This is a genomic window from Klebsiella sp. CN_Kp113, assembly GCF_040064585.1.
Classification (GTDB): Bacteria; Pseudomonadota; Gammaproteobacteria; order Enterobacterales; family Enterobacteriaceae; genus Klebsiella; species Klebsiella michiganensis.
The window spans coordinates 146060-173023 of sequence record NZ_JBEAID010000017.1 but is presented as its reverse complement, the minus strand read 5'-3'; the positions used below and the strand labels follow the sequence as shown (position 1 = coordinate 173023).

General features: G+C 59.6%; 21 protein-coding genes. 13 read left to right on the top strand and 8 right to left on the bottom strand.

Annotation, left to right across the window (positions count from 1 at the left end; genetic code table 11):
- Window positions 1–24: 24 nt before the first annotated feature.
- On the bottom strand, window positions 25–1266 hold the full coding sequence (gene entS, locus ABLV30_RS09205) for an enterobactin transporter EntS (protein ID WP_014228354.1): 1242 nt from the start codon (window positions 1264–1266) through the stop codon (window positions 25–27).
- 112 nt (window positions 1267–1378) lie between these two features.
- Here entS and fepD point away from each other — a divergent pair, with 112 nt between their 5' ends.
- From fepD to fepC, 3 genes are read left to right on the top strand one after another with little or no spacing between them, the layout of a single operon-like run.
- Window positions 1379–2386, top strand: coding sequence for a Fe(3+)-siderophore ABC transporter permease (gene fepD / locus ABLV30_RS09200; RefSeq protein WP_014228353.1), 1008 nt, complete (start codon window positions 1379–1381; stop codon window positions 2384–2386).
- On the top strand, window positions 2383–3375 hold the full coding sequence (gene fepG / locus ABLV30_RS09195) for an iron-enterobactin ABC transporter permease (protein WP_009653197.1): 993 nt from the start codon (window positions 2383–2385) through the stop codon (window positions 3373–3375). Before fepD ends, fepG begins: the two co-directional genes overlap by 4 nt.
- Window positions 3372–4166, top strand: coding sequence for an iron-enterobactin ABC transporter ATP-binding protein (gene fepC / locus ABLV30_RS09190; RefSeq protein WP_048263522.1), 795 nt, complete (start codon window positions 3372–3374; stop codon window positions 4164–4166). The genes fepG and fepC overlap by 4 nt, the downstream gene beginning before the upstream one ends.
- A gap of 223 nt (window positions 4167–4389) precedes the next feature.
- Here the strand turns inward: fepC and entF are convergent, their stop codons facing one another.
- From entF to fes, 3 genes are read right to left on the bottom strand one after another with little or no spacing between them, the layout of a single operon-like run.
- Window positions 4390–8271, bottom strand: a complete 3882-nt coding sequence (entF, locus tag ABLV30_RS09185) for an enterobactin non-ribosomal peptide synthetase EntF (protein WP_182243276.1) — start codon at window positions 8269–8271, stop codon at window positions 4390–4392.
- Between the two features lie 10 nt (window positions 8272–8281).
- Complete coding sequence (locus ABLV30_RS09180; RefSeq protein WP_025107039.1) at window positions 8282–8485, bottom strand: MbtH family NRPS accessory protein; 204 nt, start codon at window positions 8483–8485, stop codon at window positions 8282–8284.
- 27 nt (window positions 8486–8512) lie between these two features.
- Window positions 8513–9712 carry an enterochelin esterase gene (gene fes / locus ABLV30_RS09175; protein WP_265801601.1) on the bottom strand — a complete coding sequence of 400 codons (1200 nt, stop codon included), beginning with the start codon at window positions 9710–9712 and terminating at the stop codon, window positions 8513–8515.
- 272 nt (window positions 9713–9984) lie between these two features.
- Here fes and ABLV30_RS09170 point away from each other — a divergent pair, with 272 nt between their 5' ends.
- Both ABLV30_RS09170 and entD read left to right on the top strand, forming a co-directional pair.
- Window positions 9985–12234, top strand: coding sequence for a TonB-dependent siderophore receptor (locus tag ABLV30_RS09170; RefSeq protein WP_025107041.1), 2250 nt, complete (start codon window positions 9985–9987; stop codon window positions 12232–12234).
- A 68-nt stretch (window positions 12235–12302) separates the two neighbouring features.
- Entirely contained in the window at window positions 12303–12926 is a 624-nt protein-coding gene (gene entD, locus ABLV30_RS09165) for an enterobactin synthase subunit EntD (RefSeq protein WP_048263526.1), read from the top strand.
- A gap of 54 nt (window positions 12927–12980) precedes the next feature.
- Here the strand turns inward: entD and ABLV30_RS09160 are convergent, their stop codons facing one another.
- Window positions 12981–13916, bottom strand: coding sequence for a transketolase C-terminal domain-containing protein (locus ABLV30_RS09160; RefSeq protein WP_004848653.1), 936 nt, complete (start codon window positions 13914–13916; stop codon window positions 12981–12983).
- Entirely contained in the window at window positions 13909–14739 is an 831-nt protein-coding gene (locus tag ABLV30_RS09155; RefSeq protein ID WP_004848651.1) for a transketolase, read from the bottom strand. Before ABLV30_RS09155 ends, ABLV30_RS09160 begins: the two co-directional genes overlap by 8 nt.
- 364 nt (window positions 14740–15103) lie before the next feature.
- Between ABLV30_RS09155 and ABLV30_RS09150 the strand changes: the two genes are divergently transcribed.
- From ABLV30_RS09150 to ABLV30_RS09115, 8 genes are all read left to right on the top strand, one after another.
- Entirely contained in the window at window positions 15104–16054 is a 951-nt protein-coding gene (locus ABLV30_RS09150; protein ID WP_004848649.1) for a sugar-binding transcriptional regulator, read from the top strand.
- 362 nt (window positions 16055–16416) lie between these two features.
- Entirely contained in the window at window positions 16417–17937 is a 1521-nt protein-coding gene (locus ABLV30_RS09145) for an FGGY-family carbohydrate kinase (RefSeq protein WP_064378252.1), read from the top strand.
- Between the two features lie 280 nt (window positions 17938–18217).
- The gene (locus tag ABLV30_RS09140) at window positions 18218–19153 is read left to right on the top strand and encodes a D-ribose ABC transporter substrate-binding protein (protein WP_004130307.1); all 936 of its coding nucleotides are present in this window, start codon (window positions 18218–18220) and stop codon (window positions 19151–19153) included.
- Between the two features lie 43 nt (window positions 19154–19196).
- A complete protein-coding gene (locus ABLV30_RS09135; protein WP_025107046.1) occupies window positions 19197–19817 on the top strand; it encodes a DUF2291 domain-containing protein in 621 nt (206 codons plus the stop codon).
- Window position 19818: 1 nt separating this feature from the next.
- Window positions 19819–21363: a sugar ABC transporter ATP-binding protein gene (locus ABLV30_RS09130; RefSeq protein ID WP_014228343.1), complete on the top strand. Its 1545-nt coding sequence runs from the start codon at window positions 19819–19821 to the stop codon at window positions 21361–21363.
- Between the two features lie 17 nt (window positions 21364–21380).
- Window positions 21381–22436 carry an ABC transporter permease gene (locus ABLV30_RS09125; protein ID WP_004848640.1) on the top strand — a complete coding sequence of 352 codons (1056 nt, stop codon included), beginning with the start codon at window positions 21381–21383 and terminating at the stop codon, window positions 22434–22436.
- Between the two features lie 60 nt (window positions 22437–22496).
- Window positions 22497–23294 (top strand): SDR family oxidoreductase, encoded by a 798-nt coding sequence (locus ABLV30_RS09120; protein WP_014228342.1) that lies wholly within the window; start codon window positions 22497–22499, stop codon window positions 23292–23294.
- A gap of 188 nt (window positions 23295–23482) precedes the next feature.
- On the top strand, window positions 23483–24268 hold the full coding sequence (locus ABLV30_RS09115) for an SDR family oxidoreductase (RefSeq protein ID WP_004130297.1): 786 nt from the start codon (window positions 23483–23485) through the stop codon (window positions 24266–24268).
- Window positions 24269–24462: 194 nt separating this feature from the next.
- Here the strand turns inward: ABLV30_RS09115 and ABLV30_RS09110 are convergent, their stop codons facing one another.
- Both ABLV30_RS09110 and betT read right to left on the bottom strand, forming a co-directional pair.
- On the bottom strand, window positions 24463–24615 hold the full coding sequence (locus tag ABLV30_RS09110) for a Hok/Gef family protein (protein ID WP_004130292.1): 153 nt from the start codon (window positions 24613–24615) through the stop codon (window positions 24463–24465).
- A 222-nt stretch (window positions 24616–24837) separates the two neighbouring features.
- Window positions 24838–26871, bottom strand: a complete 2034-nt coding sequence (gene betT / locus ABLV30_RS09105) for a choline BCCT transporter BetT (RefSeq protein WP_025107047.1) — start codon at window positions 26869–26871, stop codon at window positions 24838–24840.
- Between the last annotated feature and the right edge of the window lie 93 nt (window positions 26872–26964).

The window sequence follows — 26964 nt, the reverse complement described above, 5'->3', positions numbered from 1 at the left end:
CCGCCTCCGGGAAACCCGGCTGAATTAATTTTCGCTCGCCGTCTCCGGGCGCTGAAAGCGGCGCAGCTCGCGTAGCAGCCCCACCAGCACCACGCCCACAATGACCAGAGCCCAGCCGCTGGCGCTCGCCGAAGCGGCCGGCGTCAGAATCGCGCCCAGGCCGCCGAGCAGCGCCGCGCCTATCGCATCGCCGGTCACGTTCTGCGCGGTCCACAGCCCGTTGATACGCCCGAGCATATTTTCCGGGGTTTGCGTCTGAATCAGCGTATATTGCAGCAGCGAGCTTATCGCGCTCAGCCAGCCAAACAGCGCCAGGCACAGGGCGCCCAGCGCCCACACCGGCATCAGGCTGAACAGCGCAATCGCCACAAAGGAGCCAACGGTGGTCGCCAGCATCAGCACGCCGGGCCTCGCCGTCTGCGCCAGCTGTCCGCTGGTCAACGCCCCGAACGCCGCGCCCAGAGGGATCGCGGCGTACAGCAGGCCAATCTGCGACGTCGACATCTGCCAGCTCCCGGCCAGCGCCGGATAGAGCACGCGCACCGCGCTGGCCATGGTCAGCAGGCCGCCAAGCAGCGCAATGCCGCCGATAAGCGGGCTGTTAAACAGAAACTTCAGTCCCGCGTACAGCGATTTTAGCGGATGCTCGCGCGGCTGCGGCGGCGGCGCCAGCCGCGGCAAACGCAGCAGCGTCAGCGTCGTAATAAAGGTACCTGCCGCCGCCAGGCCGTAGTTCCAGGCTACGCCGCCGGTTGCCAGCAGCAGGCCGCCGATCATCGGCGAAATCACCGAGCCCAGCCGCACCGTCAGCATGGTGATCGCCCCGGCCTGCATCAGGTTTTCCCGGCCAACCAGCGCCGGAGTCGCCGCCAGCAGCGCGGTCACGCCGATTGAGGCAAACAGGCCGTCCCAGATGCCCAACAGATAGATGGCGATGAGCGACGGCTCCGGCAGCATGGCGTTGAGACACAGGCCGACGAAGCCAATCCCGCAGGTGCCGCGCGCCAGCAGGATCAGACGTTTACGCTCATAGCGGTCGGCAAGCACGCCGCCGATCATCAGACCGACAAACATCGACCCGCCGGTTAAGGTCACCGACAGCCCCACTTGCCAGGTGGAATGGGTCATCAGCTGGATTTGTACCGGGATCGCCACGCCCAGCAGGCCAAGCGACAGGATCGAGATAAAGCGGGCGATAAAGACGGCGCGAAAGGCCGGGTGGGTTTTCAGCAAGCTGAGATTCAGCAGCCAGGATTGTCGGTTCATGACAGCGCCTTGTTATTATTTTCCATACCATTTTTATGGGTGCACATGCTAACATAACCGGATAGAATCGATAACGATAATTACTATCATTATCATGTCAGGGATGTAAGCCATGTCGTCTTCCACGACCGCGGCGCGCGCCTTTGCCGTGCCGGGTCTTTTAATCGTTTTAATCATCGCCGTTGCGCTCAGCCTGCTGGTCGGCGCCAAACCCCTGCCGTTTAGCGTCGTCATTGATGCCTTCACCGGCACCTGCCAGAGCGCCGATTGCACCATCGTCCTTGATGCACGACTGCCGCGAACCCTCGCCGGGCTGCTGGCCGGCGCCGCGCTGGGTCTGGCCGGGGCGCTGATGCAAACGCTGACCCGCAACCCGCTGGCGGACCCGGGGATCCTCGGCGTCAACTCCGGCGCCAGCTTCGCTATCGTGCTGGGCGCGGCGCTGTTTGGTCTCTCCTCGCCGCAGGAGCAGCTGCTGATGGCCTTTTGCGGCGCGTTCGGCGCCTCGCTGCTGGTAGCCTTTACCGGCAGCCAGGGCGGCGGCCAGCTGAGCCCGGTTCGCCTGACCCTCGCGGGGGTCGCCCTGGCGGCGGTGCTGGAAGGGCTTTCCAGCGGTATCGCCCTGCTTAACCCTGACGTCTACGACCAGCTGCGCTTCTGGCAGGCGGGCTCGCTGGATGTGCGCACCCTGCAAACACTGAAAATCGTGCTGATCCCGGTACTCATTGCCGGCCTGGTGACGCTGCTGCTGAGCCGGGCCTTAAACAGCCTGAGCCTCGGCAACGATACGGCCACCGCGCTCGGCAGCCGGGTCGCGCGTACTCAGCTTATTGGTCTGCTGGCGATTACCGTCCTGTGCGGCAGCGCCACGGCGGTGGTCGGGCCCATCGCCTTTATCGGCCTGATGATGCCGCATATGGCCCGCTGGCTGGTGGGCGCGGATCATCGCTGGTCGCTGCCGGTGACCCTGCTGGCTACCCCTGCCCTGCTGCTGTTTGCCGACGTGCTGGGGCGCCTGCTGGTGCCCGGCGAACTGCGGGTTTCGGTGGTCAGCGCCTTTATCGGCGCACCGGTGCTGATCTGGCTGGTACGCCGCCAGCCGCGCGGAGGTGGCATGTGATTGCGCCTTCTCGTCGCCTGATTTTTAGCTGCCTGCTGCTGCTGGTCGCCAGCGCGCTGGTCTCCCTGTGGGGGCTGGGCACCGGCCTGGTGCCATTGAGTGTTGAGCAGGTTATCTCGGCGCTGCTCGGCGATGCGCCGCGCAACGTCGCCATGGTGGTGACCGAGTGGCGCCTGCCCCGCGTGCTGATGGCGCTGCTGATTGGCGCCGCCCTCGGCGTCAGCGGCGCGATTTTCCAGTCGCTGACCCGCAACCCGCTGGGGAGCCCGGACGTGATGGGGTTTAACACCGGGGCCTGGAGCGGCGTGCTGGTAGCGATGGTGATGTTTGGCCAGAACCTGGCGGCCATCGCCATGGCGGCCATGGCTGGCGGGATCCTTACCGCGCTGGCGGTCTGGCTGCTGGCGTGGCGCAACGGGATTGAAACCTTTCGCCTGATTATTATCGGCATCGGCGTGCGCGCTATGCTGGTGGCATTCAATACCTGGCTGCTGCTGCGCGCTTCGCTGGAAACCGCCCTCTCCGCCGGGCTGTGGTATGCCGGTTCGCTTAACGGTTTGACCTGGGGAAAAACCTGGCCCTCGGCGCCGCTGATTCTGCTGATGCTGGTCTGCGGGGCGCTGCTGGCGCGGCGCATGCGGCTGCTGGAGATGGGTGACGATACCGCCTGCGCCCTGGGCGTGCGGGTTGAGCGCTCGCGGCTGCTGCTGATGCTGGTCGGGGTGGTGCTGACCGCCGCCGCTACCGCGCTCGCCGGGCCGATTTCATTTATCGCCCTGGTGGCGCCGCATATCGCGCGCCGCCTCAGCGGCACCGCGCGCTGGGGGCTGGCCCAGGCGGCGCTGTGCGGCGCCCTGCTGCTGGCGCTGTCTGATTACTGCGCGCAGCGTCTGTTTATGCCCTATCAGTTACCGGTGGGCGTGGTGACCGTCAGCCTTGGCGGCATCTACCTTATCGGGTTGTTAATTCAGGAGTCCCGCAAAAAATGACCGCTGTAACCTCCCGTTTGCGCGGCGACCAGCTGACCCTGGCGTACGGCAAAAAAACCATCGCCGAATCGCTGAGCGTCACCATTCCCGACGGCCACTTCACCGCCATTATTGGCCCTAACGGCTGCGGTAAATCGACGCTGCTGCGCACCCTGAGCCGCCTGATGACCCCGACATCCGGTCATGTGTATCTCGACGGCGAGCAGATCCAGCGTTACGCCAGTAAAGAGGTGGCGAAGCGGATCGGCCTGCTGGCGCAGAACGCCACTACGCCGGGAGATATTACGGTTCAGGAGCTGGTGGCCCGCGGGCGCTATCCGCACCAGCCGCTGTTTACCCGCTGGCGCAAAGAGGATGAAGAGGCGGTCAGCAGGGCGATGAAGGCCACCGGCATTACCGACCTGGCGCTGCAAAGCGTCGATACGCTCTCCGGCGGCCAGCGCCAGCGGGCGTGGATCGCCATGGTGCTGGCCCAGGAGACGGCGATTATGCTGCTCGATGAGCCCACCACCTGGCTGGATATCAGCCATCAGATCGACCTGCTTGAGCTGCTAAGCGAGCTGAATCAGGAGAAGGGCTATACCCTGGCGGCGGTGCTGCACGATCTGAACCAGGCCTGCCGCTACGCGACCCACTTGATCGCCCTGCGCGACGGCAAAATCGTCGCCGAGGGCGCGCCGAAGGAGATTGTCAACGCGGCGCTGATCGAGAAGATTTACGGCCTGCGCTGTACGATCATTGACGATCCGGTGGCGCATACGCCGCTGGTAGTGCCGCTGGGCCGCAAGTAGAGATTCCCGGCTCGCGCTGCGCTTAGCCGGGCTACAGGTTCATCGCCATCTGCGGTCCGGTAGCCCGGACAGCCGTGTCAGGTGCCGCCTCCGGTAAATGAGCCGGGCTGATACATTGGCGCTAATGCTTCCCGGCTCGCGCTGCGCTTAGCCGGGCTACCCAATCTGGCACAAACGGTAGCCCGGGTAAGGCGTTAGCCGCAACCCGGGAGTTCATCTGCCCCTAATCCAATATCTCCCTGAGCACCGGGCCGATCGCTTCAAAGGCCTGCGGAGAGATAATATCCACGTGGGCGCAATCCTGGCTGAACACCTCCAGCTCGCCGACCCACGGCCCCCACACCACCTGCGGGTCCATCCCCGGCTGACGGGTTTTCTCCGCCACGAACAGCGTCGCCTTACCGTCAAACTTCGCGCTGTGCGCGGTGGTCAGCAGGCGCACCGCATCGGCATAGTTGCCTTCGATAACGCTGAACAGCTCGCCGGAAGCCTGCCCCTGCTGGGCGGCCAGAAACGCCTCGCGTTCACGGGCAATCTCCGCCAGCACCTCAGGATCCAGACCGTTCGCCTCTTTCTCCGCCCAGTTCTGCGTCTCCGGCGGCCAGGTATCGAGCAGCCCGAGGAAGGCCACCGCTTCGCCGCGCTGGCGTAACCGGGCGGCAATCCCCTGCGCCAGGGTACCGCCGAGCGAATAGCCCAGCAGATAATAGGGGCCGTGGGGCTGCTGCGTCAGCAGAGTGTGGAGATGATGTTCACACACCGCATCCAGATCCGCCGCCATGGCCATCGGTCCCTGCGGTCGCGGCGACTGAACGCCGACGATCGACCAGCGCGGGCTTAAATAACGCGCCAGCACGCTGAACTGCCAGGCAAAACCGGAAGCCGGATGGAAGCAAAATAGCGTCGGGCCGTCGCTCTCGCGCAGCGGCAGGAGAGCGTCGAAGCCCAGCCGTTGCGCCTGCTCATCGCTGAGGTCCGATGCCAGCAGCGCGCTCAGCTTGCCGACGGTAGACGCGACCATCACCTGCCCCGGCGTCACCTGCCGCTCCAGCTCGCGGCCGAGCGTCGCCGCCAGGCGCATCGCCAGCAGCGAATGGCCGCCGAGGGCGAAGAAATCGGCGTCGATATCGTTCACCTCGCAGCCGAGCAGCTGGCTAAAGGCCGCGGCGACGGTGGTTTCCACGCCAGGCTCCGGCGGACGGCCACTGCGCTCACCGCTCAACGTGGGTAACGGCAGCGCTTTACGATCCAGCTTGCCGTTAGCGCTCAGCGGCAGCGCCGGCAGCTGTATCAGCACCACCGGCACCATATGCGGCGGCAGCTGTTCGCCAAGCCGCGCTTTGAGCGCGACGGCGTCCAGCGGCAGGCCGGAGTCAGAAACCAGGTAGCCCACCAGCTGACGGGCATCGCCGCCGGTTGCCGCCGCCTGATTGAAGACGCAGGCGTGAGCCACCGCCTGCGCAACGTCCGGCAGCGCGGACATCGCGCGGTCAATCTCGCCCAGCTCAATCCGCTGGCCGCGAATTTTTAGCTGGTCGTCGCTGCGCCCGAGATACTCGACGGCGCCGTTATCCAGCCAGCGGGCAACGTCCCCGGTGCGGTACATGCGCTCGCCCGGCGCGTAAGGGTCGGCAATAAAGCGGCTGGCGGTTAAATCGGGGCGCCCCAGATAGCCCTGCGCCAGCTGAATGCCGGTCAGGTAGAGATCCCCCGCCACGCCCGGCGGCACCGGGCACATGGCGGCATCAAGAATGCGCAGCCCGGTATTCCACACCGGCCAGCCAATCGGCACGCTGGTGCCGCTTACCGCCGCCAGTTCGGGCCCACAGGCCGGATACCAGCTAACGTCCACCGCCGCTTCCGTCGGGCCATACAGGTTATGCAGCGGCGCGCCGGTTAGCTGCTCCCATTCCCGACACAGCGCCGTCGGCAGCGCTTCGCCGCTGCAAAATACCCGGCGCAGGGTTTGGCAGGCGCCGACGTTCTCCGCCTCCAGCGAGGCGACGAACGCCGCCAGCATCGACGGCACAAAGTGGGTGGTGGTGACGCCATAGCGGGCAAAGAACCGCTGCATCGCCAGCGGATCGCGATGGGCTTCCGGCTCGGCCATCACCAGCTGCGCGCCGGCGATAAATGGCCACCAGAACTCCCAGACCGACACATCAAAGCTGCACGGCGTTTTCTGCGCCACGACGTCGTCAGCGCAGAGCGGATAGTGGTCCTGCATCCACAGCAGGCGGTTGACGATGGCGGTTTGCCCGACCATCACCCCTTTCGGTCGCCCGGTAGAGCCGGAGGTAAAGATGATATAGGCAGTATGCTCCGGCCGTGAGAGCGCCAGCGGCGCGGCATCCGACGCCGCCAGCGGCTGCTGGTAGCACAGGCTTTCCAGGCCGGGAATATCGCTAAAGCGCGCCCGCTGATCTTCAGAGGTAATCAGCAGCGACGGCCGGGCGTCTTCCAGCATCATCCGCAGACGATCGTCGGGATAGCCGGTATCCAGCGGCAGCCACGCGGCGCCGGCCTCAACAATACCGTGCAGCGCCAGCGTCAGGAATACCGAACGCGGCAGCGCGACCGCGACGCTATCGCCCGGCTTGACGCCCCGCGCGCGAAGCTGTTCAGCCAGCGCCACCACCTGCTGGCGCATCTCGCGGTAGCTAAACTGCCAGCGGCCGTCCGCCAGCGCAGGGGCATTCGGGGTTTTCGCCGCCTGCTCCGCTACCAGCGCGCTCAGGGTGGTGAGCGGCAGGTCGATGGCGGTCGCGTTGACCTGCCGCAGCTGTTCCGTTTCCGCCGCCGACAGCATATTCGCCTCGCCGCAGCGCAGGGTCGGATTATCGGCAAACCGGGCCAGCAGCGCGGAGAGTCGGGAGATATGGTTACGCAGCGTCCGTTCCTCGTAGCGCTGCTTATTCGCCAGCACCTCCAGCGACAGCCCCCCGGCTTCATCCGGGAAGAGCGCCAGCTCCAGGTCATTGACCGGGCCGGTGGCCAGAGTGTGGGTAATGGCCTCCACGCCGTCGATATCCAGCTGATAGTCGAAAACTTTAATATTGAGCACCGGGCCAAACAGCGGTTCATCGCCCGCCGCTCTGCCGCTGTCGCGCACAATCTGTTCGGCGTCATAGCGCTGATGGCGGCGCATTTTCTTCAGCTGCCCGGCAAGACGCGTGGCCAGCTCCGGCAGCGTTTCCCCGGCGTCAATAGTGACCGCCAGCGGCAGAACGTTGAGCACCGGGCCGGTAGCGGTGAGCGCCGCAGAGCCCATGCGGCGCATAAAAATAAAGCCCGCGGCGTAATCCGTTCGGCTGCACAGCCGTCCCAGCCAAAGGGCGGTCAGCGCCAGCGCCAGATCGGCGCGCTGGCACTGCGGCGCCCCTGCCGCCAGCCGGCTAAAGACCCCGGCATCCACCTCCAGCTTCATGCGCCAGATATCGCTGCTGGTCGCCCTTCCCGCCAGCGGCGCGTCGGAAAGGGAGGCCGGAGCCGGTAGCGCCTGACGCTGCGCCTGCCAGAACTGTTTATCACGCTGCCAGGCGTCGCTGCCGTAGTAGCGCTGATACTCTTCCACCACCTCGGCAAATGGCGTAAACGGGGAATCAGGCGTCGCTTCGCCGCGCTGCCAGGCGCGGTAGATCGCGGCGATCTGGCGGGTAATCGCCGGGAAGCTGAAGCCATCGACCAGCAAATGGTGGTAACGCTGATACCAGTACCAGCGGTTATCACCCACCCGCAGCAGCTGATGGCAGACCAGCGGATTGCCGCCGTCCACCCGCAGGTTTTGTCCGAGGTCGGCCTGCATCAGCGCCAGCGCGGCCGCGTGCGGGTCGCTCGCGGCACGCAGATCCCGGTAATCCGGTTCGGCAAACGCGCGATGTTCATCGACCCACTGCCAGGCTTCGCCGTTATCTTCGCAAAAACGCATGCTGAGGGTGTCGGCCTGCGACAGCCCGGTGACAATGGCCCGGCCGAGCAGTATCGGGTCGATATCACCGCGCAGCTCAACATAGTGGGCGACGCTCCAGGCGCCGGGCAGCGTCGAGAGGCGCTCCGCCATCCAGATCCCCGGCTGCGCCGCAACCAGCGGTAAACGTGTGGTCATCGTGGGCTCCTCAGGATGCATGGTGGGCGGGGGTCAAGGTAGACCAGTTTGCCGCCAGCCAGTCATTGCACGCCGCTAACGACTGCGGCGGGCACTCCACCGACCAGCCTTCCGGCAGCGCGCAGGAGTGCGGCCACAGGCTGAACTGCTGCTGGCCATTGCGCAGGATGTAAAACTGCCCTTGCGGATTGTCGAAGGGGTTACTGAATTGCATGTCTAATTCCTCGTAAAGCGCGCGTTGTTACTCATCACGGCATAAAGGCTGCCACAGCTGGATAAGCCCGGCGGTCAGCCCGCCGCGCCAGCACAGCGCATCATGCCCGCCGTCAACCTGACGCCAGAAAATCGTCTGCTGTTCCAGATGCGCCAGTAGCGCCTGGTTGGCGCGAAAAATGATCGGCTCGCGAATACCGGCTTCCAGCCAGATACGTAGCCCTTGCGGATGTAATTCGCCGCGGCTCAGGCGGTCAATCAGCAGACCCGTCTGCGCGCCGCCGCGATGCGGCCACCAGTAAGAGCCGGACTGGCTGAGCACGCAGCCAAAGCGCTGGGGCCAGTAGAGCGCGGCGAACATCGAGGCCAGGCCGCCAAAGCTCTGACCCGCCACCACCGTGCGATCGGCGCGATCGCTGAAAGGCGCCAGCCGGTGAACCATTGGCAGCAGCTCTTCCTGAACCGCCAGCCAGAACGCCTCATTGCAGGGAAGCTCCGCGGCCCGGTGCGGATTATCAATCGCGTCAATCAGTAGATAAACCGCCGGCGGGAGCCGTTTTTCGCGGGTTAAGCCCGCCAGCGGCGCCCATACCGGCATGCTTTCTGCCCAGAACTGGCCATCCAGCAGGATCGCCAGCGGGCGCGCCTGCGGCTGCGCGTCGCCGGTGGCGTAAACCCATATCCGTCGGCGGTTGCCGAGGCGCTGGCTCTGCCATTCGATGCAGAGCGGCGGTGGATAAGGTTCATCGCGCAGGGCCCAGCCGGACTGTTCGGGGGCGTCCGGCAGCTCCAGCGCGGAGACCGCGTGGCCGCGCCCGCCCTTCCAGCTTTGCGGATTGAGCGGGTCGGCAATCGCCTGCGGCAGCAGCCTGCGCCAGCCTTCGCGCAGCAGCGCGCGGTCCGGGCCGTCACCGTTAAAAAGCTGGGGGGAAAAGTCGTCGTCGCGGGCGGAAGGGATAAAGCAATAGCTGCCGCGCCAGGTCGGAGAAAGCGTGGTTTGCCAGCACCAGGCATCGGTACCGGGAATGCGCCGCAGGGTTTGCGGTACGGCATTTTTATGATGGTCAGTCACGCCGGTGATATAAATCCATACCCGCTGGATGGCCGAAGAGGTTTCGTTGCCCGCCGGATCGCGCCACCAGAAGGTTACCCGATACGCGCCGTCAACGGCTTCGATTTGCGGGCCGGAGATATGCTGCCACCAGTCGTCACTTCCTGTCTTATGCATTCCTTTTCAACCCTATGTTTATCGTGACATTTATCAACAAACGCATTAATAAACGCAATATTTATTGATAATATTATTGATAACTATTTTCATTTGCAATAGCGTATTAGCGCGCTGTGGGAAGCGCGTCTTTCAAAATTAAACATGTCTGAGAGGGCTCATTTAGTCCGCGACGGAGCGCCCTTTGCCCTCGACTGGCAACATTGATACCGCCTCTCCTCCCGCTGGGAAGGGTCTTTTGGAGAAGGTGGCGACAAAAAGCAGGAATTACAATGAATAACAGGATCAAATCCCTGGCCTTGCTGGTCAATCTGGGAATCTACGGGGCTGCGTTTCCGCTGAGCGCGGCGGAAACCGCCTCCGATAGCAAAACCGCAACCGCTGATGAAACCATGGTCGTCACCGCCGCCGAGCAGAACCTGCAGGCGCCCGGCGTTTCAACCATTACCGCAGATGAAATTCGTAAACGCCCGCCTGCGCGTGACGTGTCGGAAATTATCCGTACCATGCCCGGCGTTAACCTGACCGGCAACTCCACCAGCGGCCAGCGCGGCAATAATCGCCAGATTGATATTCGCGGCATGGGCCCGGAAAACACCCTGATCCTGATTGACGGCAAGCCCGTGACCAGCCGCAACTCCGTGCGTCTGGGCTGGCGCGGCGAGCGCGATACCCGCGGCGATACTTCATGGGTACCGCCGGAGCTGATCGAACGTATTGAAGTCATTCGCGGCCCGGCGGCCGCGCGCTACGGCAACGGCGCGGCGGGCGGCGTGGTCAATATCATCACCAAGAAAAGCGACGGCGAATGGCACGGTTCATGGAACACCTACATGAACGCCCCGGAGCATAAAGAAGAAGGCTCGACCAAACGCACCAACTTTAGCCTCAGCGGCCCGCTGGGCGGCGATTTCAGCTTCCGCCTGCTGGGCAACCTCGATAAAACGCAGGCCGATGCCTGGGATATCAACGACGGGCATCAGTCAGAGCGTACCGGTGCGTACGCTAATACCATGCCTGCCGGGCGTGAAGGGGTTAAAAATAAGAACATCAACGGCGTCGTGCGCTGGGATTTCGCCCCGATGCAGTCGCTGGAGTTTGAATCCGGCTACAGCCGTCAGGGCAACCTCTACGCGGGCGATACGCAGAACACCAATACCAACGATCTGGTGAAAGAGAACTACGGGAAAGAGACGAACCGCCTCTATCGCCAGACTTATTCCGTCACCTGGAACGGCGGCTGGGATAACGGCGTGACCACCAGCAACTGGGCCCAGTACGAACGTACCCGTAACTCGCGTAAAGGCGAAGGTCTGGCGGGCGGTACGGAAGGTATCTTCAACAGCAACCAGTTCAGCGATATCGACCTGGCCGACGTGATGCTGCACAGCGAAGTTAACATCCCGCTGGATCTGGTGTTTAACCAGAACCTGACGCTGGGCACCGAGTGGAACCAGCAGCGGATGAAGGATTTGGCGTCAAATACCCAAACCTTTATGGGCGGCGATATCGACGGCTATGACAGCACCGGCCGTAGCCCATACTCGAAGGCCGAGATCTTCTCCCTGTTTGCCGAAGACAACGTGGAGCTGACCGACACCACCATGCTGACGCCGGCGCTGCGTTTCGATCATCACACGATCGTCGGCAACAACTGGAGCCCGTCGCTCAACCTGTCTCAGGGGCTGGGGGATGACTTCACGTTGAAAATGGGCATCGCCCGCGCCTATAAAGCGCCGAGCCTGTACCAAACCAACCCGAATTATATTCTCTATAGCAAAGGCCAGGGCTGCTACGCCAGCGGCACCGGTACCGGTTGCTACATGATGGGTAACGATGACCTGAAAGCCGAAACCAGCATCAACAAAGAGATTGGCCTTGAGTTTAAACGCGACGGCTGGCTGGCGGGGGTGACCTGGTTCCGCAACGACTACCGCGATAAAATCGAAGCCGGCTACGCGCCGATTTCGCAGACTACGAACGGTAAAGTGAAAACTGATATCTATCAGTGGGAAAACGTGCCTAAAGCGGTGGTTGAAGGTCTGGAAGGCACCCTGAACGTGCCGGTCAGCGAAACGGTGAACTGGACCAATAACATCACTTATATGCTGCAAAGTAAAAACAAGGAAACCGGCGATCGTCTGTCGATTATTCCGGAATATACCCTGAACTCCACCCTGAGCTGGCAGATTCAGCAGGATATTTCCGTACAGTCGACCTTCACCTGGTACGGCAAGCAGCAGCCGAAGAAATATAACTACAAAGGTGAGCCCGCGGTGGGTTCTGAAACGGATGAAGTCAGCCCATACAGCATCGTTGGCCTGAGCGCCACCTGGGATGTGACCAAAAACGTCAGCCTGACCGGCGGCGTGGATAACGTCTTCGACAAGCGCCACTGGCGCGCGGGGAATGCGCAAACCACCGGTAGCCTGACCGATGTTTCTTATATGGCTGGCGCGGGCGCCAATACCTATAACGAATCAGGCCGCACCTGGTATCTGGGCGTCAATACCCACTTCTGATTGTCTGGCCGTTCCCCCCGCCCTCTTGCCATAGAGGGCGGCGGGGAGAATCTGTTAACATCCCCCCTATGCAAACCCAACGTTCTATCATTCAGCTTGCCGATCGCTCGCTGCAGCGTGTCGATTTCGACCCATTGACCTTTCGGCCTGAAGATCTCCTCTGGCTGCCTCATCATGCCCGGCTAAGCGGCTGCGCCCGCAAGCGGCAGAGCGAACATCTTGCCGGGCGTATCGCCGCGGTTTATGCGCTGCGGGAGGTCGGTGAGACAGAGATCCCTGCCATTGGCGACCAACGCCAGCCCCTGTGGCCTGCGCCGTGGTACGGCAGCATCAGCCACTGCGAACGCAGCGCGCTGGCGGTTGTCTCCGCCGGGCCGGTCGGCGTTGATATTGAGCGCATCCTGTCTCCCGCCCTCGCGGCCGAGCTGGAAAGCAGCATCGTCAATAGCGCGGAAAAAAGCCTGCTGGACGCCAGCGGCCTGCCGTCGGCGCTGGCGCTGACGCTGGCGTTTTCGGCAAAAGAGAGCGCATTTAAGGCCAGCCCGCCCGAAATACAGAACGGCGTGGGTTTCAGCGATTTTGAGGTGACGTATATAAAGGAAGGAAATCTGCTTCTTCGGATCTCCGCCGGGGAGTATCGGCTGCAATGGATTAAGGCCGGTGACTACGTCATCACGCTCTGCGCGACGTAAAAACAAAACCCGCGCGGCAGACCGCGCGGGTTATCGGTTTAAGCCGGCGTAAAGTCAGCGCATTTTCTGCGCCAGCCCGGCGACGGAAGCGGCATCGAAGCCGTGGTGTTTGCGCAGCCAGCCGCGGTCCGCCGCCGCCGCATACTCGCCATCCGGGATCCCCAGACGTTTGAGCGGGATTCCCGCGCCAGCTTCGGCCAGCACTTCCGCCACCAGGCTCCCCAATCCGCCGTTGACGTTATGCTCCTCCACCGTTATCACCGCCTTGCACGGTTTCAGCGCCGCCAGCAGCGCGGCGGTATCGCAAGGGCGAATGGACGGCACGCTCACCACTTTGGCCTGAATCCCCGCATCGGCCAGCCTCTGCGCGGCATCGACGATTTCATGCACCGTCGAGCCGGTGGCCACCAGCGCGATATCCTCGCCTTCCCGCAGGGTGATGACCGCCCCCGGCACAAAGCGATAGCTTTCATCGTGCAGCTCCGGCAGCGCCTTGCCGTCGAGGCGAATATAGACCGGCCCCTGATAGCCGATGGCGTAATCGATAATCTGCCGACATTCGCGCGGCGAAGACGGAGCGAAAATCTGGATATTACCGAAACCGCGCATCACCGCCAGATCGTCAATCGCGTGATGGGTGCTGGCCAGCGGGCCGTAGCTGGCGCCGGCGTTAAGGCCAAATAGCTTAACGTTGGTGTTGTTATAGCAAACGTCGACTTTAATCTGCTCATTGGCGCGGGAAATCAGGAACGGCGCGGCGTTACAGGTGACCGCCACTTTGCCCCCCAACGCCAGACCCGCCGCCGTCCCAACCATGCTCTGCTCGGCGATGCCCACGTTCACCAGACGCCCGGGGAACTGTTTAATAAACGGCGCGATTTTGGCCGTTGACGTGGAGTCAGCCACCACCGGCACCAGATCGACGCCGCGGTCGACCGCATCAATAAAGGCCTGAACCATCACGCTCGCCAGGTGTTCTGCATTACTCATCTTTCAGTTCCTCCAGTGCCAGTGCAATTTCTTCGCCTTTCGGTACCCGGTGGTGCCACTCCGGGCGCCCCTGGATAAAGGAAATACCGGCACCTTTCGTGGTGTTGGCGATAACGACGTTCGGTTTACCTTCCTGCTTCAGCCCTTCCAGGGTCGCCACTACCGACGCCATGTCGTTGCCCTGGCATTCGGTGACCGTCATCCCGAAGGCCTTCCATTTATCAGCCAGCGGATCGGTATTCATGATTTCGCGCGTCGGACCCGCCAGCTGGAGATTGTTCTTGTCATTAATAATGATGAGATTATCAAGGCCGTAGTGCGCAGCGGCCAGCGCCGCTTCCCAGTTGCTGCCTTCCGCCAGCTCGCCATCGCCGGTAATTAAAAAAATGCGGCGGGAGCTGTTGCTTTTTTTCGCAGCCAGCGCCAGCCCCACCGCAACAGGCAAACCGTGGCCCAGCGCGCCGGTGTTGAGCTCAATCCCCGGCGTTTTCTGGCGCACCGGGTGACCCGGAAGATGGGAGTTCGCATGCTGATAGGTTTCCAGCCACTCAACCGGAAAGAAGCCCGCCTCGGCCAGCACGCAGTAGTAGCAGCCCACCGCATGGCCTTTCGACTGGATGTAGATATCGCGCTGGTCGTCAGCCAGACGCTCCGGCGCGACGTTCAGAATGCGGAAATAGAGCGCGGTGAGCAGTTCAACCTGCGACAGGTCGGCGCCGGTGTGCCCGCCCGCAGGGCTGTTGGCGTTCAATCTGACGATATGGCGACGTACGGCACGGGCTTTACGCTCAAGGGCCTGGACATCATAGCTATAGGGATTCATTTAATACCTCTGAATTTATTTTCAACTTGGAATATTTATTCCGTCAGGGACTAAAAAAACCAGACATCCCCAGGCAACGCATCGTAAGGCTTACGCCGCTGCATCATACTCAGGAACATTCTGCCTCCTTACCACCGGGCGTGACGTCACCCGGGCACTTTTCAGTTGACCTGAAATCGCTATGAATATATATTCACTAACGACTCTTTATTCAATTATGCGGCTACTGTTCTGTTTTTGTCCATAGCTGATTTTGAGGATTGGCGAAAGTTAGATATCCATCACACTTAACTGTCTTTTCTTTTCGCGTATGATAATGAGCTCTAACATAATGGCTGCACGTAAATGATTTTCGGGGAAATATATGGCTAAGCAGGATGAACAACGGCTATTAGTTAAGATTGCCACGCTCTACTATCTTGAAGGACGAAAGCAGTCCGATATCGCTCAACTTCTCTCGCTTTCTCAGTCATTTATCTCCCGAGCGATCGCCCGCTGCCAAAAAGAAGGTGTGGTCAAAATCAGCGTTGTTCAGCCATCGAATATTTTCCTCAATCTTGAAAAAGGCCTCGAGGATCGCTACGGAATTAAACAGGCCATCGTCGTGGATACCGAAGAGGACGCCAGCGATCACACCATCAAGCGCGCCATCGGATCCGCCGCGGCCCACTATCTGGAAACGCGATTGCGGCCGAAAGATCTGATTGGCGTCTCGTCGTGGAGTTCGACTATCCGCGCAATGGTTGATGAGGTTCACGCGCAAAACCTGAAGGCCAACGGCGTGATTCAACTGCTCGGCGGCGTGGGTCCTAACGGTAACGTGCAGGCGACCATCCTGACCCAGACCCTGGCGCAGCGTCTGAACTGTGAAGCCTGGCTGCTCCCTTCCCAGAGCATCGAAGGTTCTACGGAGGAGAAAAATCGCCTCGTGGCCAGCAAAGATGTCGCCGATGTGATTGCGCGCTTCGACGAAGTCGATATCGCCATCGTCGGGATTGGCATCCTTGAACCTTCGCAGCTGCTCAAAACGTCCGGTAACTACTATCACGAAGATATGCTGCAGGTGCTGGCGGAACGCGGCGCCGTGGGTGACATTTGCCTGCACTACTACGATAAAAACGGCAAGGCGGTGTTACGCGATGATGAAGATCCTGTGATCGGCATGGCGCTGGAGAAAGTGAAGAAGTGCCCTAACGTGGTGGCCCTTGCCGGCGGCAGCGAGAAGGTAGCGGCTATCAAAGGCGCGCTTTCAGGCGGTTATATCGATGTTCTGATCACCGATTATCCAACGGCCAGGCTGCTTATCGCCGGGTAATTTCCTCACTCAAACACTTTCCCACAGCCTTTACGCTTTCCTTCAGGCGTAAAGGCTTCGCCAATAAATTTTTATATTTCAATCGTATATAACCAGCCAACCGCGCTCTTTTCCCCCGACATCCGGAAGCTTCACCAAACGGATAAGTGTGATTGCCAGCACAATTGATAACTTTTCCTGTAGCCCGACGGGAAGTTTCTGGCTAAGGTAACAAATAAATAATCACTATCGAATATATATTCAGTGATTAAAAAAGTGAAAACGAATTGTCACATCATGGCCTGCTAAGAAGCAATGCGATAAAGAGGAATGCCGACTTCCCCCTCCGCGCCAGGACGAAGTGTGACTCAGGAGACTACCTAATGCAGGCAACACGTAAAGAGTTCATCATTGCGCTGGACGAAGGCACCACCAATGCCAAAGCCGTCGTACTCGATAGCCGCGGCCAGGTCGTGGTGAAATTCTCTCAGCCGCTGGCGATCCAGACGCCGCGTGAAGGCTGGGTCGAGCAGTCGGGAGAAGTCCTGGTTGACGCTTCGCTGGCGGTTATCGCGCAAGCGGTAGCGCACATTGGCGCAGAAAACGTCGCGGCATTAGCCATCAGTAACCAGCGCGAGACCGCGATCGGCTGGTATCGCCAGAGCGGTAAGCCAATCAACGCCGCGATCACCTGGCAGTGCAGCCGCAGCGCCGCGTTTTGCGATGAACTGCGCCACAGCGACAAAGAGCGGCAAATCAAGGCCGTGACCGGCCTGCCGATTGCGCCTCTGTTTTCGGCCTCGAAAATGCGCTGGCTGCTGGAATCCCTTCCTGAGGGGCGCGCGCTGGCTGAGCGCGGAGAAATCTGCCTCGGCACTATCGACAGCTGGCTGCTGTGGAACTTAACCCAGGGCGATGCGTTCTACTGCGATTACTCCAATGCCGCGCGTACCCAGCTGCTGAACCTGCAAACCGGCCAGTGGGATGACAACATGCTGGCGCTGTTCCAGATCCCGCGCGCCGCGCTGCCGGAGATCAAGCCCTCCAGCGGATTGTTTGGCTATACCCGGGGGTTGAACGCTATCCCTGACGGTATTCCCGTAATGGCGATGGTCGGGGATTCCCACGCCGCGCTGTTTGGCCACGCGCTGGGTGAACTCGGCTGCGTGAAAGCCACCTACGGTACGGGGTCATCGGTGATGGCGCCGGTAAAATCCGCACAGTGCGATATCGACGCGCTGGCCACCACCATCGCCTGGCACGACGGCGACAGCATCACCTACGGACTCGAAGGTAATATTCCGCATACCGGCGATGCCGTGGCGTGGATGGCGGACAGCACCGGTCTGAGCGAACTTTCCGATGCCGAACTGGCGCATGAACTCAACACCCTGCCCGCCTCCGTGGACTCCACGCTGGGCGTCTATTTTGTGCCAGCGTTAACCGGCCTGGGAGCCCCGTGGTGGGATGACAGCGCCCGCGGCGTGATTTGCGGCCTGAGCCGCGGCGTCAAGCGCGCCCATCTGATTCGCGCCGCGCTGGAATCCATTACCTATCAAATCGCCGATGTGGTGGTGGCGATGCGCCAGCAGGACGACTTCCACTTAACGGCGCTGATGGTCGACGGCGGCCCAACCAGGAACGACTGGCTAATGCAGTATCAGGCTGACCTGCTCGGCTGTCCGGTGATGCGCAGCGACGTTGCCGAGCTGTCGGCGATTGGCGCGGCCCTGCTCGCGCGCAAAGCCCTGAATCCCGGATCGGTGACCGACCTGAACGCGTTTTTAACCGAACACAGCGAATTTATCCCCGATATGGCCCGCCACCAGCGCCTGCAGAAAAGATGGCAGGAGTGGCGCCATGCGGTGAACAGAACATTATGGAAACCGGCAACGTCCGCCTGACGCCCACCAGGGAATCGAATGCGTGACGCACCTTAGAGCCTATCCCAGTAGGCGTTATTGGCGCAGGCAGTTTGAACACGGACAGCGCGGAAGAACCGGAGCGTACACGTAGTACGTGAGGGTTTTGAGCACTGCCCTGGTTCAAAATGGCCAGTAAAATAGCCCTAATGGATAGGCTCTTAATCATCAACAAAAGGAGAACCCCGGCCCATAAACTCGATTTACAGGCCTTACGTTGTTTCACCGTACCCGACAATAACAACCAAGAGAGAAAATTGTCATGAAATTACGTTTAACGCTTTTAACCGCTGCTACCCTGACCGCCTTTTCTTTCGCTGCCCAGGCGGCAGAAAAAGGCACCATCATGATCATGGTTAACTCGCTGGATAACCCCTATTACGCCTCTGAAGCCAAGGGCGCTAGCGAGAAAGCCAAAGAGCTGGGCTACCAGACCACCATTTTGTCGCATGGCGAAGATGTCAAAAAACAGAATGAGCTGATCGATACCGCCATCGGTAAAAAAGTTCAGGGCATTATTCTGGATAACGCCGACTCCACCGCCAGCGTCGCCGCCATTGAAAAAGCGAAGAAAGCGGGTATTCCGGTGGTTTTAATTAACCGCGAAATTCCTGTCGATGATATCGCGCTGGAGCAAATTACCCATAATAACTTCCAGGCCGGTTCTGAAGTCGCCAACGTATTTGTCGAGAAAATGGCGGAGAAAGGCAAATATGCCGAACTGACCTGTAATCTTGCGGATAATAACTGCGTGACCCGCTCTAAATCTTTCCACCAGGTGATTGACCAGTACCCGGATATGGTCAGCGTCGCTAAGCAGGACGCGAAAGGCACCTTAATCGACGGCAAGCGCATTATGGACAGTATTCTGCAGGCGCACCCCGACGTGAAAGGCGTGATTTGCGGCAACGGTCCTGTGGCCCTCGGCGCCATTGCCGCGCTGAAAGCCGCGAATCGTAACGATGTGGTGGTGGTCGGTATCGATGGCAGCAACGATGAGCGCGACGCGGTAAAAGCCGGCACCCTGCAGGCCACCGTAATGCTTCAGGCGCAGGCTATCGCCGCTCAGGGGGTGACCGACCTCGATAACTACCTGCAAAAAGGTGAAAAACCGGCCAAGCAGCGCGTGATGTTCCGCGGCATTCTGATTACTCAGGACAATGCAGACAAAGTGCAGGACTTCAATATCAAATCCTGATTTCGGGTTGTTGCGCCCCGTCCGGGGCGCACAGGAGCGTATTATGTATAAAAAAATCTCGCTGACGCTGGTTATTCTTGCGCTCGGGGGCTGTCGTATCGTCTCTCAGCAGGAGCTGGCCGATCTTAAATCTCCGCCCAACCCGCATATGGCGGATATCGATCGGACATGGCAAGACCAGCTGGTTCCCCAGGTTGTGGCTAAAGCCCGCCCCGTTGCCGAGCTGATGACCGCCCTGCGCGCGGCGAAAGATATCGATAGCGCCTGCAAAACCTTAGGCTATCGCGCTCAGGACGAAAACCCCTGCGTGTTTTACGTCAAAGTCGAAGGCAATATCAGTAAAATTGATTCCGCTTCGCGCAGCGGAAAAATGACGATTGAGGATATCAGTGGCGGCAACGTGGTGGTGCAAATTGGCCCAACGCTGCGCGGCACATTATTACGCGACGGCTATCAGGGCGCCAGCTATCAGGACTTTAACGATCAGGTGCTGTTTGGCGAATATAGCCGGGCGATTAACGAACATGCGGTCAAGATGATCCAGACGGCGCAGGTGAAAACCGGCGAAGCGGTACAGGTGTACGGCGTGTTCTCGGCCTGGGATATTCCGCAGACCATGCCTGATATTACGCCAGCCAAAATTGTTCGTTTGGGAGGGCAATAACATGCAGCGGCAAGAACTCGTCAATTCCCAACCAGTCGACTCTGAAGTTATTATCGAAACTCGCGAATTATCTCGCGTTTATCCGGGCGTTGTCGCCTTAGATAGCGTGAATTACCGGGTCTATCGAAATAAAGTAAACGTTCTGATCGGTGAAAATGGTGCGGGTAAATCCACCATGATGAAAATGCTTGCTGGCGTTGAAACACCCTCTTCCGGTCAAATCATTCTTGATGGCGCCCCGGTGACCCTTAGCTCGACGCACCAGGCTGAAAAGCAGGGAATCAGCATCATTTTTCAGGAATTAAATTTATTCCCGAATATGAACGTCATGGATAATATTTTTATGGCTAACGAATTCTTTCAAAAAGGGAAGATTAACGAAAAATATCAATATGAGTTAGCCAAATCATTACTGGAAAGACTGGAGCTGAATGTCGATCCCTACACCCAGCTTGGCGAATTAGGCATTGGCCATCAGCAGCTGGTGGAAATTGCGCGAGCGCTTTCTAAGGACACCCGGGTATTAATTATGGATGAACCCACTTCCGCGCTCAGCCAGTCGGAAGTCAAAATCCTGTTTAACGTGATCGAACAGCTTAAACGCCGCGGCGTCACCATTATCTATATTTCCCACCGTCTGGAAGAGCTGATGGAAATTGGCGACCACATCACTATTTTCCGCGACGGGCGCTTTATCAGCGAGCGCGAGGTCAGCGACGCCAGTATTCCGTGGATTATCGAACAGATGGTCGGCGATAAGAAAAAACATTTCGACTACCGGCCGGCGCCGAAAGGCGAAGCGGTCCTTGCCGTTGAAGGTCTGACGGCGCTGCACCCCAGCGGCGGCTATAAGCTCAACGATGTGACCTTTACCTTAAGTAAGGGAGAAGTGATCGGCATCTACGGCCTGCTCGGCGCCGGACGCACGGAGCTGTTTAAAGGCCTGGTCGGCCTGATGCCCTGCCAGAGCGGTAACGTCCATCTCAACGGCGAAAATATCGAAAAGGCCCCGTTCCAGGCGCGGCTGAAAAAAGGGCTGGCGCTGGTGCCTGAAGACCGTCAGGGCGAAGGCGTGGTGCAGATGATGTCGATTCAATCGAATATGACCTTATCCGATTTCAGCCTGCAGGGATTTCGCCGGGCGTGGAAATGGCTGAATCCGCAGAAAGAAATCGCCTGCGTCAAAGAGATGATTCGCGAACTGGCAATCAAGGTGAGCGACCCCGATCTGCCTGTCACCTCACTCAGCGGCGGCAACCAACAAAAGGTGGTGCTCGGCAAGGCGTTGATGACGAAGCCGGAGGTGGTGTTTCTCGATGAGCCCACTCGCGGTATCGACGTCGGCGCGAAAACCGACGTTTATCATCTGATCGGCAAAATGGCCCAGCAGGGTCTGGCAGTGATGTTCTCTTCATCGGAGCTGGATGAAGTGATGGCGCTGGCGGATCGCATCCTGGTCATGGCCGACGGTCGGATTACCGCCGATTTACCGCGTCATGCGGTGACCCGCGAAAAATTAATCGCGGCTTCAACACCTCAAGATTAATCAGGCTGGAACCCATCATGAACCAGAAATATATGATTTATATGTACCTGCTGAAGGCCAGAACGTTCATCGCTCTGCTGCTGGTTATCGCGTTCTTCAGCGTGATGGTACCGAATTTCCTGACCACATCTAACCTGCTGATTATGACCCAGCACGTGGCCATCACCGGCTTGCTGGCCATCGGCATGACGCTGGTTATCCTGACGGGCGGTATCGACCTCTCCGTCGGCGCCGTGGCCGGCATCTGCGGCATGGTGGCCGGGGCGCTGTTAACCAACGGCCTGCCCTTATGGAACGGCAGCGTTATCTTCTTCAACGTACCGGAAGTGATCCTCTGCGTGGCGCTCTTCGGCGTGCTGGTTGGCTTCGTTAACGGTGCGGTCATCACCCGCTTCGGCGTCGCGCCCTTTATCTGCACCCTGGGCATGATGTATGTCGCCAGAGGCTCGGCGCTGCTGTTCAACGACGGCAGCACCTACCCCAACCTCAACGGCATGGAAGCGCTGGGCAACACCGGTTTCTCCACGCTTGGATCCGGGACGCTGTTGGGCATCTATCTGCCAATCTGGCTGATGATCGGCTTCCTGCTGCTGGGCTACTGGCTGACCACCAAAACCCCGCTGGGCCGCTATATCTACGCTATCGGCGGTAACGAATCCGCCGCACGCCTGGCCGGCGTGCCTATCGTCAAGGCAAAAATCTTCGTTTACGCCTTCTCCGGCCTGTGCTCAGCGTTCGTCGGCCTTATCGTCGCCTCGCAGCTGCAAACCGCGCACCCGATGACCGGCAATATGTTCGAAATGGACGCCATTGGTGCCACCGTGCTCGGCGGAACCGCGCTGGCGGGCGGTCGCGGCCGGGTAACCGGATCAATCATTGGCGCGTTCGTCATCGTCTTCCTCGCCGACGGCATGGTGATGATGGGGGTCAGCGATTTCTGGCAGATGGTCATTAAGGGGGTGGTTATCGTCACCGCCGTCGTCGTCGACCAGTTCCAGCAGAAACTGCAGAACAAAGTCATCCTGATGCGCCGCCATGAGGAGAAGCTGGCGGCGGCAGGCGCCACCAGTTAATCACCTATTTATTACCCCGCCGGACGCACTGCCGTCCGGCTTCAATAAGGGATGAAAAACATGCAAAGAAATTTCCACAACAAAACGGTTGTTATCACCGGCGCCTGCCGCGGAATTGGTGCCGGTATTGCCGAGCGCTTTGCGCGCGACGGCGCGAATCTGGTGATGGTCTCTAACGCCGAGCGCGTCCACGAAACGGCGGAAACCCTCCGCCAGCGCTACCAGGCCGACATCCTGTCGTTACAGGTTGATGTGACCGACGAAGCGCAGGTGCAGTCGCTGTACGAGCAGGCGGCAGCGCGTTTCGGCACCATCGACGTCTCTATCCAGAACGCCGGCGTGATCACTATCGACTATTACGATCGCATGCCGAAAGCCGACTTTGAAAAAGTGCTCGCCGTTAACACCACCGGCGTCTGGCTGTGCTGCCGCGAAGCCGCCAAATATATGGTCAAGCAGAACCACGGCAGCCTGATCAACACCTCTTCCGGCCAGGGTCGTCAGGGCTTTATCTACACCCCGCACTATGCCGCCAGCAAAATGGGCGTGATCGGCATCACCCAAAGCCTGGCGCACGAGCTGGCGCCGTGGAATATCACCGTTAACGCCTTCTGTCCGGGCATTATCGAAAGCGAGATGTGGGATTACAACGACCGCGTCTGGGGCGAAATTCTCAGCACCGAGCAGAAGCGCTACGGTAAAGGCGAGCTGATGGCGGAGTGGGTCGAAGGCATTCCGATGAAGCGCGCCGGCAAACCGGAAGACGTTGCCGGGCTGGTGGCGTTTCTCGCCTCCGACGACGCGCGCTACCTCACCGGGCAGACCATCAATATCGATGGCGGCTTGATTATGTCGTAATGCCGCCAGCCTGGCATTTTTCAGGTCAGGCTACACAAATCATGTCCCGGAGGCGGTGCTGCGCACCTGTCCGGGCTACCCGACTACCCGACGGCACAAGCCCCGTAGCCCGGACAGGCGCAACGCGCCGCCTCCGGGAACGCCAACACCGGGCATGCTAAAGAATATTTTTTTAGAGAGTAATAACTATGATCGCAAAAGATTTTGCCCAACAGCTGTTTAACCTGCAGGACCGCGTGGCCTTTGTCACCGGCGCGGGCAGCGGCATCGGCCAGATGATTGCTTACGGGCTCGCCAGCGCGGGGGCTCGGGTCGTCTGCTTCGATCTCCGCGAAGACGGCGGCCTCGCCGAAACCGTCAAAAATATTGAAGCCATCGGCGGAGAGGCCTGCTTCTACACCGGTGATGTGCGCCAGCTTAGCGACCTACGCGCCGGCGTGGCATTAGCGAAAAGCCGCTTTGGCCGCCTCGATATAGCCGTCAACGCCGCCGGGATTGCCAACGCCAATCCGGCGCTGGAGATGGAAACCGAGCAGTGGCAGCGGGTTATCGATATTAACCTGACCGGCGTGTGGAACTCCTGCAAAGCGGAAGCCGAACTGATGCAGGAAACGGGCGGCGGTTCGATTATTAATATCGCCTCGATGTCCGGCATTATCGTTAACCGCGGTCTCGATCAGGCGCACTATAACTGCTCTAAAGCGGGCGTTATCCACCTGTCGAAAAGCCTGGCGATGGAGTGGATCGGCAAAGGGATTCGGGTCAACTCCATCAGCCCCGGCTATACTGCCACGCCGATGAACACCCGCCCTGAGATGGTTCATCAGACCCGCGAATTCGAAAGCCAGACGCCGATCCAGCGTATGGCGAAGGTTGAGGAGATGGCCGGCCCGGCGCTGTTCCTCGCCAGCGATGCCGCCTCGTTCTGCACCGGCGTTGACCTGGTGGTTGATGGTGGTTTTGTCTGCTGGTAGAACGGATTTAGCGTAGAAAAATGCCGGTAAGGGTGAGGTTGACGTCAGCGAAGCAGTATGCAGGGTGGCGGCGCGATTGTTTTAACCGGTCGATGTTCTCTCGCCGTCCATCCTGCCCCCATAAGCAGAAAAAAGGTGCCTTAAGGTTCCTTACCCAGCCTGCGGATAAGCGGGGATAGCTCCCCGCATACCGGCTACTTCTTCGTTTCGTAAGCGAGAACGGCCTTGAACTCCATACTACGTTCTTTGATGCTCAGCTCGCACAGTGAGTCGCGCACCATTAACGTCAATCCCAGCGCTGTCAGACACAGCACGATGATTGCCACCAGGGCGTATTTTGTCAGCATCTCGTTGCCTCCATGCGAAGAAGAGGCTACTATCCAACGTGCTAGGTTTGGATTGTAGGCCTCAGGTTGATGGGAACATCTCCTGGGGCTTCGTCTTTCTGAATCCTCACCTAAGCCTGAACGCAGAAAGCCTCAGGCACCCGCCGCCATCATACGCTTCCCTGCGCAATTCACTGTATATTTAACCAGCCGCAATCCTTTTTCAGAAAACGTTTAGATGGCCTACATTCCGGGGAAGGTCACGCTGTTGCCCGGCGCTTCGCGATGCAGATGGATAAAGTTCAAATGACGCTCGTACTGGTCAAGAATATCGGTAATGACCTGCTCTTTGCTGTAGTCCATCAGGTCGTTGCCCTGACTCCCTTCCAGCAGGAAGGTCTCCAGACGATAGTAGGTCGACTTCCCGCTGCGCGCCCGGTAGGTAAAGCCGGGAATGGAGTACTGCTGCGGCCAGATCTGATAAACAAAGTTCTGCTCGTCGCCCATATGCACCAGCAGGTCAAGATGGCCCAGGCTGTCTCCCTCTTCCGGCGGCAGGCTTTTCAGCTCGACGTAAGCGCCGCGCAGCTTCAGCTCCTGCGCCACCTCTTCCATCGCCGGGAAGCACACCGTCTCCATCATCTGGCGGGTATAGCGCGTGCCGGGATAGTTCATCAGCCGCGACAGGCGCTTCTTCCAGCTCAGGCGATCCTGCACGCCGAGCGGTCGCGGAGCGGTGTCGCGGTTGGCGCTCTCGCGGCGATAATCCTCAACCTTCAGCGACTTGTACAATCCCGCCATCACGAAGAAGATCACGAAGCTAAACGGCAGCCCCATAATCACCGTCGCGTTCTGCAGGGCGGAAATGCCGTTAGTCATCAGCATCCCGAGGGTCAGCAGGCCGATAACCACCGACCAGAAGATCCGCAGCCAGTTTGGCGCATCGCTGTTGATATCCTTCAGCTTCGAGGTGAAGTTACCCAGCACCAGCGCCCCGGAATCCGCGGAGGTCACATAGAACAGCAGGCCGGTAATCGTTGCCACCGAAGCGCTAAAGGTAAACGCGGGATACTGCGCCAGCAGGTTATAGAAGCCGCGCTCCGGGTGGGCGACCGCCTCGGCGGCGAAGGCCGCATTGCCGTGGATGATTTCATACAGCGCGCTATTGCCGAAAACCGACAGCCACAGCAGGGTAAAGGTGAACGGGATAATCAGCGTTCCTACTACAAACTGACGAATGGTGCGTCCACGTGAAATACGCGCCAGGAACAGACCGACAAACGGCGACCACGCCACCCACCACGCCCAGAAGAACAGGGTCCAGTTGTTCATCCACTCTACCGGACGATCGAAGGCGAAGCTGTTCAGGGTCATGCCCATAAAACGATTCACATAGTCGCCAACGTTGAGCACCAGCGCGTTGAGCAGAAACTCGGTGTCGCCCATAAACAGGACAAACAGGATCAGCCCGAGGGCCAGCACCACGTTAAGCTCGGAAAGAATACGAATGCCTTTATCCACCCCGGAGGTCACGGAGATGGTGGCGATAATGACCGACAGCACGATCAGCGCCGCTTTCGCGCCCAGCGAGTCCGGAATATCAAACAGCACGTTGAGGCCGTAGTTTAGCTGCACCACGCCAATCCCGAGCGTGGTGGCGATACCAAAAATGGTGCCGATAACGGCGGCGATATCCACGCTGTGGCCGATTGGGCCATTAATTTTTTTGCCGAAGATCGGATAGAGCGCGGAGCGGATGGTCAGGGGTAAATTATAACGATAGCTAAAGTATCCCAGCGCCATCCCCATCAGGGCATACATCGACCAGCCGGTCAGCCCGTAGTGAAACAGCGTCCACACCATCGCCTGGCGCGCCGCCTCCATGGTCTGCCCCGCCCCTTCCGGCGGCTGCATATACTGGGTCACCGGTTCGGCGACGGAGAAGAACATCAGGTCGATACCGATACCGGCGGCGAACAGCATTGCCGCCCAGCTGAGCACGCTAAACTCCGGCTTCGAATGTTCCGGCCCGAGCTTCACCGAACCGAAACGCGAGCAGGCGATGCACACAACAAACACGATATAGAGCGTCGCGGCGAGCAAATAGTACCAGCCAAAGGTGCGGGAAACCCAGTTCAGGGTACGGCCAATCCAGGCCGCGGAAAAATCGCTGAAGAAGAGAGTCATCAGGGAAAACAACAAAATCAGTCCGGCGGAAGTGTAAAAAACCACCGGATTGATTTTGTCCTTTTCTCTGCTCGGCGAAAGGTCTGTCATCCATTCTCCTTACTGTTTTTGCAACTATTAGAACCAAAATCGGCAACAATTAAGACACATTTTATATTGAACGTCCAATCAAAAACCGCTTTA